Genomic DNA, 14,455 nt, shown 5'->3' on the forward strand with positions numbered 1-14,455 from the left:
TCGCGAAAGGGACGTCAGGGCAGCGGCGCGAAGGGCGTGACGCCGCCGGCAGTCTGCAGTTCGATCAGGTAGTTGCGGAAGATCTGCCCCAGCACCCGGGTGGCGATGTCCAGTTCGTCGCGGTTCATCTGCTCGGCTACCAGGTCGGCGCTGTCCAGGGCGTCCTCGGCGCCGTTCACCGCTGCCATCTTCAGCACGATGTAGGCCTGTACGTTGTTCGCCGGAACCCCTTCGCCACGGAAGAACATGGTGCCGAGGTGGTACTGGGCCTGGGCATGGCCCTGTAGAGAAGCTTTCTCGAACCAGTTGAGGGCGGCCTGGAGGTCGCGCGGGATGCGCTCGCCGTCGTAGAAGAATTCGCCCAGTTCGTATTGCGCCTCGGCGTCGCCGCCATTGGCGACCTGCTGGCAGGCGGCGAGCGCCTGTTGCAATTCTTCGGGAACGGTGTTCAGCGCGCAGCGGCCGGTCGCTGGAATCAGCAACGAGTTGCCTCCCGCCTGCGCGAGCAGCGGCTGGAGGATCAACAGGCAACCCAGGGCGAGGGTGCGGCCGGTACGGAACATGAGGGGAAGACACCTCCTGGATCGGGGCGGGCAAGGGCTGCCCGGCCAACGAAATGCGCTGACCCTCACATTATGAAATAAGCCGACGCCTCCTTACAAAGTCTTTACTGTCTTTTCGGGAACTTTGTCGGCGCGTTTATGCATTTCGGCTAGGAAGGCGTTCCGGCGGGGAGGAGGGCGGCGCCCGGGAAGGGCGCCGCGAAGAGGATCATTTCAGCGCGGCGAAGGCTTTTTCGGCGGCGTTCAGCGTGATTTCCAGCTCCTTGTCGCCATGGGCGATGGAGGTGAAGCCGGCCTCGAAGGCGCTAGGCGCAAGGTACACGCCACCGTCGAGCATCAGGTGGAAGAAGCGCTTGAAGCGTTCGACGTCGCTGGCCATCACGTCCTCGAAGGTTACGATGGCGTCGGCGCCGCTGAAGTACAGGCCGAACATGCCGCCCGCCTGGGTGGTGACGAAGGGGATGCCGGCGGCATCCGCGCGCTGTTGCAGGCCGTCGAGCATGCGCGTGGTGTAGGCGGTCAGTTCGTCGTGGAAACCGGGGCGGCTGATCAGGCGCAGGGTGGTCAGGCCGGCGGCCATCGCCAGCGGGTTGCCCGAGAGCGTGCCGGCCTGGTAGACCGGGCCCAGCGGGGAAATCTGCTGCATGATCTCGCGCTTGCCGCCGAAGGCGCCCACCGGCATGCCGCCGCCGATGATCTTGCCGAAGGTCGACAGGTCCGGGGTGACCCCGTAGTAGGCCTGGGCGCCGCCGAGGGCGACACGGAAGCCGGTCATCACTTCGTCGAAGATCAGCACCACGCCGTGTTCGTCGCAGGCTTCGCGCAGGCCTTCGAGGAAGCCCGGCGCCGGCGGCACACAGTTCATGTTGCCGGCAACCGGCTCGACGATGATGCAGGCGACCTCCTTGCCGACTTCGCCCAGGGTCTTGCGCACCGCCTCGATGTCGTTGAACGGCAGGGTCAGGGTGTGCTTGGCGAAGGCCGCCGGAACGCCCGGGGAGTTCGGCACGCCGAAGGTCAGGGCGCCGGAGCCGGCCTTCACCAGCAGGCTGTCGGAGTGACCGTGGTAGCAGCCTTCGAACTTGATGATGCTGTCGCGCCCGGTGTAGCCGCGGGCCAGACGGATGGCGCTCATGGTCGCCTCGGTGCCGGAGCTGACCATGCGCACCATCTCCATCGACGGCACCATGGAGCAGACCAGGTCGGCCATTTCCACTTCCAGCGCGGTCGGCGCGCCATAGGACAGGCCGTGGTCGAGTTGCCGGCGCACCGCGTCGAGCACGTCCGGATGGCTGTGGCCGAGGATCATCGGGCCCCAGGAGCCGACATAGTCCACGTAGCGCTTGTCGTCCTCGTCCAGTACATAGGCGCCTTCGGCGTGCTTGAAGAACAGCGGGGTGCCGCCGACGCTCTTGAAGGCGCGCACCGGGGAGTTGACCCCGCCGGGAATGTGTTTCTGGGCGTTGTTGAACAGCGTTTCGGAACGGGACATGGCTAGCTCTCTATCTCTCGGGCGAGGCGCGGAGGCGTCAGGCAGGTTCGAACAGGGCGCTGAAGGCGCGGGCGCGGCGTTCCACCTCGGCGGCGGACGCGGCGGCGAACAGCGCATGGATCACGGCGACCAGATCGACGCCGCGGGCGATCAGGCCGGGCGCGGTGTCGAGGCTGATGCCGCCGATGGCGGTGATCGGCAGGTGCAGGCGCGGCCGGGCCTGGTCGAGCAGTTCGACGCTGGCGGCGGGGGCGCCGGGTTTGGTGCTGGAATTGAAGAAGCGGCCGAAGGCGACGTAGCTGGCGCCCTCGGCCACCGCCTGCTCGGCCAGTTCCAGTTGGGCGTGGCAGGTGGCGCCGATGATCGCCTGGCGGCCGAGCAGGGCGCGCGCCGCCGACAGCGAACCGTCGGTCTGGCCGAGGTGCAGGCCGACGCCCAGGCGCGCGGCGAGTTCGGCGTCGTCGTTGACGATCAACTGCGCGCCGTGGCGTTCGCAGAGTTCGCGCAGGCTTTCCGCCTCGCGCAGGCGCCGCGCCTGGTCGCTGGATTTGTCGCGGTATTGCAGCAGGCGCGCGCCGCCGCGGAGCGCGGCTTCGACGTAGGGCAGCAGGCGGCCGTCGTCCAGTAGCTGGCTATCGGTGATGGCGTACAGGCCGCGCAGTTTCATCGGCTGGCTCTCAGTGACAGAAGTCGGTGGGCAGGCGGCGCGGCACGTATTGGCCGTGGCCCGGACTCTCGGCGTCGCGCAGGGTCCGCCAGGTGTAGTCGAGGGCGCTCTGCACGGCGCCGTGCAGCGCTTCGCCGAGGGCGATGCGACCGGCCAGGGCGCTGGCCAGGGTGCAGCCGGAGCCATGGTAGCTGCCGGGCAGGCGCTGGCAGGTGAAGGTGCGGCGGCTGCCGTCGCGGCTGTACAGGCGATTGTGCACTTCGCTTTCGTCGCCGTGTCCGCCGGTGATCAACAGGTGCTCGCAGTGTTCCAGCAGGCGCTCGGCGCACTGGTCGGCGCTGCCCTCGGGCAGGTCGGCGAGCAGGCGCGCTTCCGGCAGGTTCGGCGTGGCGATGGTGGCGCGCGGCAGCAGCCGCTCGCGCATGGCGAAGCCGACGTCGCCCTTGCCCAGCGCACCGCCGCCGCCGGCGCGCAGCACCGGATCGCAGACCACCGGCAAGTGCGGGTGGGCGGCGAGGATCTCGGCCACCGTGTCGACCATCTCCAGCGAACCGAGCATACCCAGCTTGACCGCCGCGACGGGCAGGTCGGCGAGTACGGCGTTGGCCTGGGCCAGCACCCACTCGCGGTCGAGGACGCGGAAGTCGCTGACGTTGACGGTGTCCTGCACGGTCAGCGCGGTGACCGCCGGGGCGGCGTGGCAGCCCTGGGCGAGCAGGGCTTCGATGTCGGCTTGCAGTCCGGCGCCACCACTGGGGTCGTGACCGGACAGGCAGAGCACTACGGGGCGGGAAGTCGGTGTTTTCATGGCGCGTGAGCTTACCACTAAAAGCGCTTCGTGGCGGCTGCGCGGACGACCTTTCGGGCGCCGCGCCCGGGCCCTGCGTGACACGTCCCGGGCCTGACGTGGCGTGGCGTGTGCTAAAGTTCGGCGAATATTCATACAACGCTCGCCAAGGGCGGACCATGACGAGGGAGGTGGGGCTCCCGGTCCGTTCGAGGAGCACTGCGGGGCATCATGCGGCACTGGCTGATTCTCTTTCTTCTTGCGTTGCCGTGCCTGGCGGGTGCGGTGAGCTTCAACGAGCAGGTCGAGCGCCTGCCGCTGGGGCAGTCCATCGACGTGTTCGAGGACGTGCGCGGTAGCGCCGATATCAACGACATCACCTCGCGGGCCATCGACAGCAGCTTCCGCCGCCATGACAAGGACGTGCTCAATGCCGGCTATTCGCGCTCGGTGTTCTGGTTGCGCCTGGACCTGGACTACCGGCCGGTCGCCTCCAGCGATCCGCGCACCTGGCTGCTGGAGCTGGCCTATCCGCCGCTGGACAAGCTCGACCTCTACCTGCCCGATGGCCAGGGCGGCTACCGCCTCGCCCAGCGCACCGGCGACACATTGCCGTTCGCCAGTCGGCCGATCCGGCAGAACAACTACCTGTTCGAACTCGGCCTCGAGCCGAACAAGCCGCAGCGTGTCTACCTGCGGCTGGAAAGCCAGGGGTCGATCCAGGCGCCGCTGACCCTGTGGTCGCCCAAGGCCTACCTGGAGGAGCAGCCCGAACGCATCTATGTGCTCGGCATCATCTATGGCGTGCTGCTGGTGATGCTGATCTACAACCTGTTCATCTTCCTCAGCGTCCGCGATACCAGCTATCTCTACTACATCCTCTATATCGCTTCGTTCGGGCTCTACCAGGTCTCGGTGAACGGCGCCGGCATCGAGTACTTCTGGCCCGACAGCCCCTGGTGGGCGAACGCCGCCACGCCATTCCTGATCGGTTCGGCGGCGCTGTTCGGCTGCCAGTTCGCGCGCAGCTTCCTGCATACCCGCGACCACAGCGTGTGGGTCGACCGCGGCCTGCTGGCGCTGATGGCGGTCGGCGCGCTGGTCATGCTGATGGCGCTGACCATGAGCTACGCCGTGGCCCTGCGCCTGGCCACCTACCTGGCGCTGGCCTTCACCGGCCTGATCTTCGCCGCCGGCATCCTCGCCTGGCTGCGCGGCATGCGCGTGGCGCGCTATTTCATCATCGCCTGGACCGCCTTCCTTCTCGGCGGCATCGTCAACACCCTGATGGTCCTCGGCTACCTGCCGAACATGTTCCTCACCATGTATGCCAGCCAGATCGGTTCGGCGCTGGAGGTGGGCTTGCTGTCGCTGGCACTGGCCGACCGGATCAACGCAATGAAGGAGGAGCGCGCGCGAATCCTCCAGGAGTCCAGCCGCAAGCTGGAAGCGCTGAACCAGGAACTGGCCAACAGCAACCGCCTGAAGGACGAGTTCCTCGCCACCGTCACCCACGAACTGCGCACCCCGATGAGCGGGGTGATCGGTTCGCTGGAGCTGATGCAGACGGTGCCGATGGACGTCGAACTCGCCGAGTACCAGCGCACCGCCGCCGGTTCGGCGCGGGACATGATGCGGATGGTCAACGACATCCTCGCCCTCATCGAACTGCAGGCCGGCAAGCTCTACCCGCGCCGCGAGCCGTTCAGCCTGCGCGGCCTGTTCGACAGCCTGCGCGCGCAGTACGCGCCGCGCGCCGAGGAGAAGGGCCTGCGCTTCGCCCTGCAACTGGACGACAGCCTGCCGGACACCCTCGAAGGTGATGCCGGCAAGCTGGCCCAGGCGCTGGGCTACCTGGTCGACAACGCGATCAAGTTCACCGCCAGGGGCAGCGTGACCCTGCGCGTCGCCGCCGGGCGTACCCATGACGGGGTGGCGCTGCGGGTGGAAGTGATCGACACCGGCATCGGTTTCGACATGGCCGCCGGCAGCGACCTCTACCAGCGTTTCGTCCAGGCCGACAGCTCGTTGACCCGTGGCTACGGAGGCCTCGGCATCGGCCTGGCTCTGTGCCGCAAGCTGGTGGAGCTGCTTGGCGGCGAGCTGACCCACGAGTCCCGGCCGGGACAGGGCAGCCGCTTCCTCCTGCGCCTGCAACTGACCCAGCCGGCCCAGGGCCTGGCGCCGCCGCCGCGGCGCGCCGGCGGGCAGGCGGTGCGGCGTCCCGAGGAGTGCACGGTGCTGGTGGTGGAGGACAACGCCATCAACCAGTTGGTGACTCGCGGCATGCTGCTCAAGCTCGGCTACCGGGTGCGCACCGCCGACAACGGTAGCGAAGCCCTGGAGTTGCTGGCGCGCGAGCGGCCGGACGGCGTACTGCTCGACTGCCAGATGCCGGTGATGGACGGCTTCGCCACCTGTCGGGCGATCCGCGCGCTGCCCGGCTGCGCGGAACTGCCGGTGCTGGCGTTGACCGCCCACAGCCACAGCGGCGATCGCGAGCGCTGCCTGGCGGCGGGCATGAGCGACTACATGGCCAAGCCGGTCAAGTTCGAAGAGTTGCAGACCCTGCTGCACGATTGGCTGCTGTGCCAGCCGATCGTCACCAAGTCCGCCTGAAGCCGTTCCGCGGCTGGCTGAAATGCCGGCCTGCGCGACCTGTATGTCTCTTTAGGCAAAGCCTGAAGCGTGATTCACTGGGAAAAAGTGAATCCGGATTCAGTCATGGTCTATCGTGTCACCGAACGCCGCCTGCAACGCGATTCCGCGCTGCGCGAGCGCATCCTCCAGCTAGGCCTGCGGCGTGTCGCGGAGGGCGGTTTCGCCGCGCTGACCATGCAGGCCCTGGCCGACGACGCGGGGATTGCCACCGGCAGCCTGTACCGCCACTTCCGGGGCAAGGGCGAGCTGGCGGCGGAAATCTTCCGCCGCGCCAGCCAGCGTGAGGTCGATGCCCTGGCCGTGGTCCTGCGCGGTCCCGGCGCGCCCGCCTGGCGCCTGGCCGAGGGCTTGCGGCGCTTTGCCGCGCGCGCCTGGAGCAGCCAGCGGCTGGCCTTCGCCCTGATCGCCGAGCCGGTGGATCCTGAAGTCGACGAGCAGCGCCTGCGCTATCGCGAGGCCTACGCCGCACTGTTCGTCGAACTGCTCGAGGAGGGCCGGCGCAGTGGCGCATTCCAGCTTTCCCTGGTGCCGCTTGCCGCGGCCTGCCTGGTCGGGGCCATCGCCGAGGCGCTGGTCGGCCCCTTGTCTCCCCCGGCGCGCGCCGCTCGCGACAGCGGCCAGCCGGAACCGAGTCTGGAGCCGGTGAGTACGGCTCTGGTGAACTTCTGCCTGCGCGCGGTGGGCGCGCCTGTCTGCGAGGAACCCTCATGAACCTGCACCAGTACGCCGAAACCCACGAAGTGACCAACCAGGTACCGTCGCTGGATAGCGCCAACCTCTACCGCCTCGATCTGCCTCTCCAGGAGTGGGTGCGTCGCTACCAGGGCGGCTGGGCCGAGGAGCGCCTGCAGCGCTACGGTGAGCTGGCCGGCGGCCCGCTGATGGCGGCCGGCTTCCTGGCCAACCAGCACAAGCCGGAGTTCCATAGCCACGACCGCTACGGCAACCGCGTCGACCTGGTGGAGTTCCATCCCGCCTACCACGAGCTGATGCGCGCCGCCATCGAGCACGAACTGCCCTCGCTGCCCTGGACCGACCCGCGCCCCGGCGCCCAGGTGGCGCGGGCCGGGCTGTCCTACCTGCACAGCCAGGCGGAGGCCGGCACCGGTTGCCCGTTGACCATGACCTACGCCAGCGTGCCGGCGATTCGCCTGCAGGCGGACCTGGCCGAGAAATGGCTGCCGAAGATCCTCTCCCGCGAGTACGACCCGCGTAACGTGCCGATGGAGCAGAAGGCGGGCGTCACCATCGGCATGGCGATGACCGAGAAGCAGGGCGGCACCGACGTCCGGGCCAATACCACGCGGGCCTACCCGGTGGGGATTCCCGGGCCGGGGCAGGCCTACGAACTGGTCGGGCACAAGTGGTTCTGCTCGGCGCCGATGTGCGACGCCTTCCTCACCCTGGCCTACACCGACAAGGGCCTGACCTGCTTCCTGCTGCCGCGCCACCGGCCGGACGGCAGCCGCAACCAGTTCTACATCCAGCGCCTGAAGGACAAGCTGGGCAACTGGTCGAACGCCTCCAGCGAAATCGAGTATCGCGGCGCCCTGGCCTGGATGGTCGGCGAAGAGGGCCGTGGCGTGCCGACCATCATCGAGATGGTCGCCATGACCCGCTTCGACTGCATGATCGGCTCCAGCGCACTGATGCGTCAGGCGTTGACCCAGGCCGCCCACCACTGTGCCTACCGCAAGGTCGGCGGGCGGGTGCTGGCCGAGCAACCGCTGATGCAGAACGTGCTCGCCGACCTGGCCCTGGAAAGCGAGGCGGCGCTGGCCCTGACCCTGCGCATGGGGCATGCCCTGGACCGTGCCCACGACGAGCAGGAGGAGAAGTTCGCCCGCCTGGTCACCGCGGTGGGCAAGTACTGGATCTGCAAGCGTGCCCCGGCGATGATCAACGAAGCCTCCGAATGCATGGGCGGTGCCGGCTACGTCGAGGAAACCATCCTGCCGCGGCTGTACCGCGAGGCCCCGGTGAACTCGATCTGGGAAGGTTCCGGCAACGTGCAGTGCCTGGACGTGCTGCGTGCCCTGTCGAAGGAGCCGGGGGTGCTCGACGCGTTGTTCGCCGAACTGGGCGACGGCCATGGCGACGCCCGTCTCGCCGCGCACATCGGCAACCTCAAGGCGGCCTTCGCCGACACCGCCGACATCCAGTACCGCGCCCGCCAGCTCACCGAGGACGTGGCGATCGCCCTGCAGGCCAAGCTGTTGCTGGAAGCCGGCAACTCCGCGGTGTCCGACGCCTTCATCGGCAGTCGCCTGGGGGACGGCGGGCGGGTCTACGGCACCCTGCCGCGCGGCGTCGAGGTCGAGGCGCTGTTGGCTCGCGCCACCCCGCACCTGGCCTGAGGCGCGTCGCGATGCAGGCGCATCCGCGCTACCGGGAGCTGGTCGAGCAGGGCTTCGCCGCGGCCAGTTTCGTTGGCGACCTCGGCATCCGTCCGCTGGACTGCGGGCCGGGTTGGGTCGAAGCGGGGCTGGACATCCTGCCCCGCCACGCCCAGCAGAACGGCTTCATCCATGCCGGGGTCCAGGCGACCCTGGCCGACCATGCCGCCGGGGCCGCCGCCGCGACCCTGGTGGAGGAGGGGCAGACGGTGCTGACCCTGGAGTTCAAGCTCAACCTGTTGCGCCCGGCGCTTTGCCAGCGCCTGTTGTGTCGCGCCGAGGTGCTCAAGGCCGGGCGCCAGGTGACGGTGGTCGAGGCCGAGGTGTTCGCCGAGCGGGACGGTCGGCGGCGCCTGTTCAGCAAGGCCACCGTGACCATGGCGGTGGTGGCGCTGGCCGAATGAGGTAACGGGAGAAAAGCGCTGTGTTTTCCTGTCGGTACAGGCAAGATGTTTTCCATGCGAACCGACAGGAAGCCCACCATGAGTATCGATTCCGACGACGGGTTCGTCGTCGCCCGCACGGCCGAGGAGGCCGTCGACCGTCTTGCCGAGCTGCACCGCCAGGCCACCGCGGCGCTGAGCCAGGCGCTCAAGCGCTACATCAAGGAGCGCATCGAGCCGAGCGAGGCCGAGCGGCAGAACTTCCACTACCCGCAACTGCGCATCGGCTACCGCTGCCAGGGCGAGGTGCCGTCCACCACCCGCGCCTACGCCAAGGTCCAGGTGCCGGGCGAATACAGCGTCACCGTCACCCACCCCGACGCCTTCCGCAAGTACCTGCTGGAACAGTTGCGTCCGCTGATGGACGATTTCACCGTGCAGGTGCAGGTCGGCCCGAGCCAACAGGACATCCCCTATCCCTACGTGGTCGAGCAGGGCGACGAGCTGGCCGGCTCCGGGGTGACCGCCGCCGAGCTGGCGCGGGTGTTCCCCAGCACCGACCTGTCCGCCGCTTCCGACGACATCGCCGACGGCCTCTACGAATGGGAACGCGCCGACCAGTTGCCGCTGGCGCTGTTCGACGCCGCGCGGGTGGACTTCTCCCTGCGCCGCCTGGTGCACTACACCGGCAGCGACTGGCGCCACGTGCAGCCGTGGATCCTGCTGACCAACTACCACCGCTACGTCGACCAGTTCATCCGCCTCGGCCTGACCCGCCTGCGCGAGGACCCGCGCTTCGTGCGCATGGTCCTGCCGGGCAACGTGATCATCGAACGCGGGATGGACGAAGGCGAGGCCAACGCCATCGTCGCCGGGGTGGTCTGGCACCGCTACCAGATGCCGGCCTACCACCTGATCGCCGCCGATGGCGACGGCATCACCCTGGTCAACATCGGGGTCGGCCCGTCCAACGCGAAGAACATCACCGACCACCTGGCGGTGTTGCGTCCGCATTGCTGGCTGATGATCGGCCACTGCGGCGGCCTGCGGCAGTCGCAGACCATCGGCGACTACGTACTGGCGCACGCCTACATGCGCCGCGACGGCATCCTCGACCGCGCGCTGCCGCCGCACATCCCGATCCCGGCGCTGGCCGAAGTCCAGGTCGCCTTGCAGGAAGCCGCCGCCGAAGTCACCGGCGAGCGCGGCGAGTCGCTCAAGCGACGCTTGCGCACCGGCACCGTGCTCACCTACGACGACCGCAACTGGGAGCTGCGCTGGGCCCAGGAGCGGCCACTGATCAACCTGGCGCGGGCCATCGCGGTGGACATGGAGAGCGGCACCATCGCCGCCCAGGGCTACCGCCTGCGGGTGCCCTACGGCACGTTGCTGTGCGTCTCGGACAAGCCGCTGCACAGCGAGATCAAGCTGCCCGGCTCGGCCAACGCCTTCTACGAGCGCGCGGTGAACCAGCACCTGCGGATCGGCATCGCCGCCCTCGACCTGTTGCGCAGCCAGCTCAACTCGCTGCACTCGCGCAAGCTGCGGAGTTTCGACGAGCCGCCGTTCCGTTGATCGGACGCGCCGCGGTTTCCGTGCGGAAACCGCGGCGCGCTTCTACGCCTTGCGGCGCCGAGGCCCTACAATGATGGCCCTTCGCCCTGCGTGGAACCGCGGCGCCCTCTGCCGGTCGGAACGACCACGCCTGCCATCGATGTGAGCCCCATGCCGTTCAGCGTCCCCACTCATCTCAGCAACCCGCTCCGTCGCTTCGCCCGCCGCCTGGTGCCCGATGCCGCGCCGGAAGTGGCAGCGCCGTTGCCGATGCCGGAAAGCCTGGCCGGCGAACCGTGGTTCTCGGTCGGGCGGGCGGTCGAGGCCCTCGGCGGCGAGCGGGTCGATGGCTGGATCCTGGAAGAATGGCGTGGCTTGGCCCTGCGCGCGCGTTTCAGCGCTTGCTGGCGCGATCCGCGCGGCAACCTGTGGAATGTCCTGCCGCAGGCGGGCGCCATCGCTTTCCTGGCCGACCCGCAGCGGCGCTACGAAGGCGTGCCGCTGGCCGACCAGTACCAGGCGCTCAGCCGCGATGTCCTGCTGGAAGACTACCTCGGCCTGCGGCGCCAACTGGCCCGCGCCGGCCTGGACGACGAGGCCCGCGAGCGCCTGGCCGGGATGGCCGCGCGCCTGGAAAGCTGGCTGGCCCTGGGCGGCCGTGGCGACCAGGCTTGTCCGTGCGGCAGCGGCAAGCGCTACCGCAACTGCTGCTCCCGCCTGGTGGCCTCGGCCTCCTGAGCGACGTTGCGCGGTGCGACGCGCCACTGCTCGCCGGGTTTCGGCGTGCCGAAGGTCGCCGGGTCCACGCCTTGGCTGCGCAGTGCCGCCTGGAGCGCCTTGGGCGGGTCGTCCTGCTGTTCGTCGGTGAGATTGAAGGTACCGAAGTGGATGGCCATGCTGGTCTGCGCCTGCAGCGTGCGATGGGCCTGCACCGCGTCGTCGGGATTCATGTGGTGGTCGCGCATGAACCAGCGCGGCTCGTAGGCGCCGATCGGCAGGGCGGCGAAACGCATCGCCCCGAAGCGCTGGTTGATCAGCCCGAACTCCGGGCCGAGCCCGGTATCGCCGGGAAACAGCAGCGGGCCATCCGGCGAGTCGATGACGAAGCCGAGCCAGAGCGTGCGGTTGGTGTCGCTGCGGGTGCGCGACGACCAGTGCTGCACCGGTACGCCATGCAGCGTCAGGCCAGCGCCCAGCGGCACGGCCTGCCACCAGTCGATCTCCACGACGTCGGCGAAACCTGTCTGGCGGATCAGCCCGGCGTTGCCCAGGCCGCTGACCACCTTGGCCGTCGGCCAGCGCCGGTGGAGCTGGCGCAGGGTTTCCAGGTCGAGGTGGTCGTAGTGGTTGTGGCTCACCAGCACCAGGTCGATCGGTGGCAACTGGTCGAGCGTCAACCCGGGCGGATGGTGGCGCTTCGGGCCGATGAAGGCGAGCGGGCTGACCCGTTGCGACCAGACCGGGTCGGTGAGGATGTTCAGGCCGCGGTGCTGGATCAGCAGGGTGGCGTGGTTGATGTAGGTGACCCGCAGTTCTTCGCCGCGGGCACGCTCGTCCACCCTTGGCGGCGTTGCCGTCGGCGGCAGGGCGACCCACGGGCGTTGCGGCGGGCGGTTCCACTGCCACTTGAGCAGGTCGCGCAGGCTCTTGTGCGCGGTCGGCTGGATATTGCGGAAACGTTCGCCGTCGAAATGGTCCGAAGGCGGACCCTGATAGGCGCTGCCAGCGCAGCCGGCCAGGGTCAGCAGGCTGATCAGCCAGGTGGGACGCAGGGAGGGCATGAGGGGATGCTCTTGCGGTCAGGCTCTCGGACAACCTAGCATGCCGCCCGGTACCCCGATCAAGCCAACTCGTTTCCAGTCATGTCCCGTCCCCCGCGTCCTTCCCCGCGTCATCCCGTCCGCCCTGCGCCACGCCGGGTGGCCAAGGCGCCGCCGAGCGAGCCGAAGCTGCTGCTGTTCAACAAGCCGTTCGACGTACTGACCCAGTTCAACGACGAGCAAGGGCGTTCGACCCTCAAGGACTTCATCCCGGTGCCGGGCGTGTATCCGGCCGGGCGCCTGGACCGCGACAGCGAGGGCCTGTTGCTGCTGACCAACGACGGTCGCCTGCAGGCGCGCATCGCCGACCCCCGGCACAAGCTGCCGAAGACCTACTGGGTGCAGGTCGAAGGTACGCCGGACGAGAAGCAATTGCGGCGCCTGCGCGAGGGCGTGACGCTCAACGACGGCCCGACGCTGCCCGCCGAGGCGCGTCTGCTGGATGAGCCGACGTTGTGGGAGCGGGTGCCGCCGGTGCGTTTTCGCAAGTCGGTGCCGACCCACTGGCTGGAACTGGTGATCCGCGAGGGGCGCAATCGCCAGGTGCGGCGGATGACGGCGGCGGTGGGCTTGCCGACGCTGCGGCTGGTGCGGGTGCGGATCGGCCCCTGGAGCCTGGATGGCCTGGGCCTCGGGGAATGGCGGGAAGTGCCGGCGCGGCTGGACTGACGAGAGGGGCGTCGTCCAGCGGGCGCGGAACGATCAGTAGTACGACTTGATCACGGCGATGCCACGACCCATCACGTCGCGCCAGGCGTCGCGGGTCTCGGCGTCGCAGTCGCGGTCGTGCTCGGCGACCGCCATCAGCAGGGCGTCCAGCCACAGGTCGTAGAGTTCCGGGCGGATATCCAGCGCGGCGCGCGAATGGCTGGCGCCGAGGGCGCGCAGCTTGCTGTCGGACATGCCGCGGGCGTACATCACCAGGTTCATGATCCCGGCACGCAGCAGGTGTTTCTGCGCAGTCATGTCGGTGGTGGCGAACTTGGCGCGAATCTGCGGGGAACTGGCAAGGAAATGCCGGTAGAAATCATCGAAGAATCCGGTGCTGGCACAGCAGCGTCCATAACTCTGCATGACGCGGTCGGCGGCGTTCATGGCGACTCCCTTGTTCTAGGCAATGGCAAGGCGAGCCGGCCCCGTTGGCCGGGGCCGGCGGATGATTACGAATGGTTGGATGACGCGCGTGGCGCCGGGGTTACATGCCCGCGCCTTCGAGGCTGCCGATGACCAGGCCCTTGATGATGAAGCCCAGTACGCCCAGGCCGAGGGCGAAGAACAGGATCAGGGTTCCGAACTTGCCGGCTTTCGACTTCTTCGCCAGGTCCCACACGATGAAAGCCATGAACAGGATAAGCACGGTCACCAGACCGGTCATCATCCACTCTTCGAACAGTTCGGGATCCATTGGCAACCTCCGGATTTTCAAGCAAACGAAGTCCGGCTCGCGGTCGGACGGAGCGTGCCATGGGGGGCGGGCAAGGCGTTTATCGTTCTACGAGCAGGCTGCTCTTTATATGCGGGGGCCACGCGGGCATGACAACTGAAACAGGCTGCCGATTATACGGCATGCCGCCTGTTCCGTGTCATGTCCCAGGTCTCGCTACGATCAATCGCGCAGGTGCTCCAGCGGCAGTTCGGTACTCGCCAGCACCTGGTTGAGGACGAAGCTGGAGCGCACGCTGGAGACCCCCTCGATGCGCGTCAGGGTACCCAGCAGGAGCTTCTGGTAGTGGTCCATGTCCGGCACCACGACCTTCAACTGGTAGTCCGCGTCCATCCCGGTGACCAGGCTGCACTCCAGCACTTCCGGGCATTTGCCGATGACTTCCTGAAAATGTTCGAAGCGTTCCGGGGTGTGTCGGTCCATGCCTATGAGGACGAAGGCGGTGAGGCTCAGGCCGAGCTTCTTGCGGTCCAGCAAGGCTACCTGGCGGACGATGTAGCCGTCGTCCTCGAGCTGCTTGACCCGTCGCGAACAGGGCGATGGCGACAGGCCTATCCGTTCTGCCAGTTCCTGGTTGGAGATGCGTGCGTCGCGCTGGAGTTCTTCGAGGATACGCAGGTCGTAGCGATCGAGTTTGTTCATGGCGAGGATTTCTTTCAGGTTGATTGCCATTGGCAAGGTGAATTTG

15 protein-coding genes are annotated in these 14,455 nt (G+C 68.1%); 7 read left to right on the forward strand and 8 right to left on the reverse strand.

Annotated elements, in window-relative coordinates:
- Positions 1–14: 14 nt before the first annotated feature.
- The 4 genes from AC1RB9_RS04900 to AC1RB9_RS04915 form a co-directional block, all read right to left on the reverse strand.
- The gene (locus AC1RB9_RS04900; protein ID WP_003093155.1) at positions 15–563 is read right to left on the reverse strand and encodes a tetratricopeptide repeat protein; all 549 of its coding nucleotides are present in this window, start codon (positions 561–563) and stop codon (positions 15–17) included.
- Between the two features lie 208 nt (positions 564–771).
- Positions 772–2,055, reverse strand: a complete 1,284-nt coding sequence (gene hemL, locus AC1RB9_RS04905; protein WP_003093150.1) for a glutamate-1-semialdehyde 2,1-aminomutase — start codon at positions 2,053–2,055, stop codon at positions 772–774.
- 37 nt (positions 2,056–2,092) lie between these two features.
- Positions 2,093–2,722: a thiamine phosphate synthase gene (thiE, locus tag AC1RB9_RS04910; protein WP_003093148.1), complete on the reverse strand. Its 630-nt coding sequence runs from the start codon at positions 2,720–2,722 to the stop codon at positions 2,093–2,095.
- Positions 2,723–2,732: 10 nt separating this feature from the next.
- Complete coding sequence (locus AC1RB9_RS04915) at positions 2,733–3,530, reverse strand: hydroxymethylpyrimidine/phosphomethylpyrimidine kinase (RefSeq protein WP_003100335.1); 798 nt, start codon at positions 3,528–3,530, stop codon at positions 2,733–2,735.
- A 210-nt stretch (positions 3,531–3,740) separates the two neighbouring features.
- Between AC1RB9_RS04915 and ladS the strand changes: the two genes are divergently transcribed.
- From ladS to AC1RB9_RS04945, 6 genes are all read left to right on the forward strand, one after another.
- The gene (gene ladS / locus AC1RB9_RS04920) at positions 3,741–6,128 is read left to right on the forward strand and encodes a hybrid sensor histidine kinase/response regulator LadS (protein WP_003093145.1); all 2,388 of its coding nucleotides are present in this window, start codon (positions 3,741–3,743) and stop codon (positions 6,126–6,128) included.
- 105 nt (positions 6,129–6,233) lie between these two features.
- On the forward strand, positions 6,234–6,881 hold the full coding sequence (locus AC1RB9_RS04925) for a TetR/AcrR family transcriptional regulator (RefSeq protein ID WP_003093144.1): 648 nt from the start codon (positions 6,234–6,236) through the stop codon (positions 6,879–6,881).
- Positions 6,878–8,527, forward strand: a complete 1,650-nt coding sequence (locus tag AC1RB9_RS04930) for an acyl-CoA dehydrogenase family protein (protein WP_003453957.1) — start codon at positions 6,878–6,880, stop codon at positions 8,525–8,527. The genes AC1RB9_RS04925 and AC1RB9_RS04930 overlap by 4 nt, the downstream gene beginning before the upstream one ends.
- A gap of 11 nt (positions 8,528–8,538) precedes the next feature.
- Complete coding sequence (locus tag AC1RB9_RS04935) at positions 8,539–8,970, forward strand: PaaI family thioesterase (protein ID WP_003118262.1); 432 nt, start codon at positions 8,539–8,541, stop codon at positions 8,968–8,970.
- Positions 8,971–9,024: 54 nt separating this feature from the next.
- Positions 9,025–10,524, forward strand: coding sequence for an AMP nucleosidase (gene amn, locus AC1RB9_RS04940; protein ID WP_003119204.1), 1,500 nt, complete (start codon positions 9,025–9,027; stop codon positions 10,522–10,524).
- Positions 10,525–10,674: 150 nt separating this feature from the next.
- Positions 10,675–11,241, forward strand: coding sequence for an SEC-C metal-binding domain-containing protein (locus AC1RB9_RS04945; RefSeq protein ID WP_003106057.1), 567 nt, complete (start codon positions 10,675–10,677; stop codon positions 11,239–11,241).
- Here the strand turns inward: AC1RB9_RS04945 and AC1RB9_RS04950 are convergent.
- Positions 11,199–12,284, reverse strand: coding sequence for an MBL fold metallo-hydrolase (locus AC1RB9_RS04950; RefSeq protein WP_003122025.1), 1,086 nt, complete (start codon positions 12,282–12,284; stop codon positions 11,199–11,201). The two genes, AC1RB9_RS04945 and AC1RB9_RS04950, sit on opposite strands and share 43 nt — an antisense overlap.
- 138 nt (positions 12,285–12,422) lie before the next feature.
- Here AC1RB9_RS04950 and AC1RB9_RS04955 point away from each other — a divergent pair, with 138 nt between their 5' ends.
- The gene (locus AC1RB9_RS04955; RefSeq protein ID WP_003106061.1) at positions 12,423–12,992 is read left to right on the forward strand and encodes a pseudouridine synthase; all 570 of its coding nucleotides are present in this window, start codon (positions 12,423–12,425) and stop codon (positions 12,990–12,992) included.
- Between the two features lie 33 nt (positions 12,993–13,025).
- On the opposite strand, the gene AC1RB9_RS04960 is transcribed toward AC1RB9_RS04955, so the two are convergent.
- The 3 genes from AC1RB9_RS04960 to AC1RB9_RS04970 all read right to left on the reverse strand — a co-directional run bounded on the left by AC1RB9_RS04960 (position 13,026) and on the right by AC1RB9_RS04970 (position 14,409).
- Positions 13,026–13,418 (reverse strand): globin, encoded by a 393-nt coding sequence (locus tag AC1RB9_RS04960; protein ID WP_003093127.1) that lies wholly within the window; start codon positions 13,416–13,418, stop codon positions 13,026–13,028.
- 100 nt (positions 13,419–13,518) lie between these two features.
- Positions 13,519–13,728 (reverse strand): DUF2788 domain-containing protein, encoded by a 210-nt coding sequence (locus AC1RB9_RS04965; RefSeq protein ID WP_003093125.1) that lies wholly within the window; start codon positions 13,726–13,728, stop codon positions 13,519–13,521.
- 201 nt (positions 13,729–13,929) lie between these two features.
- Positions 13,930–14,409 carry an Lrp/AsnC family transcriptional regulator gene (locus AC1RB9_RS04970; protein ID WP_003106063.1) on the reverse strand — a complete coding sequence of 160 codons (480 nt, stop codon included), beginning with the start codon at positions 14,407–14,409 and terminating at the stop codon, positions 13,930–13,932.
- Between the last annotated feature and the right edge of the window lie 46 nt (positions 14,410–14,455).

The organism is Pseudomonas sp. 20-5 (genome assembly GCF_056782835.1).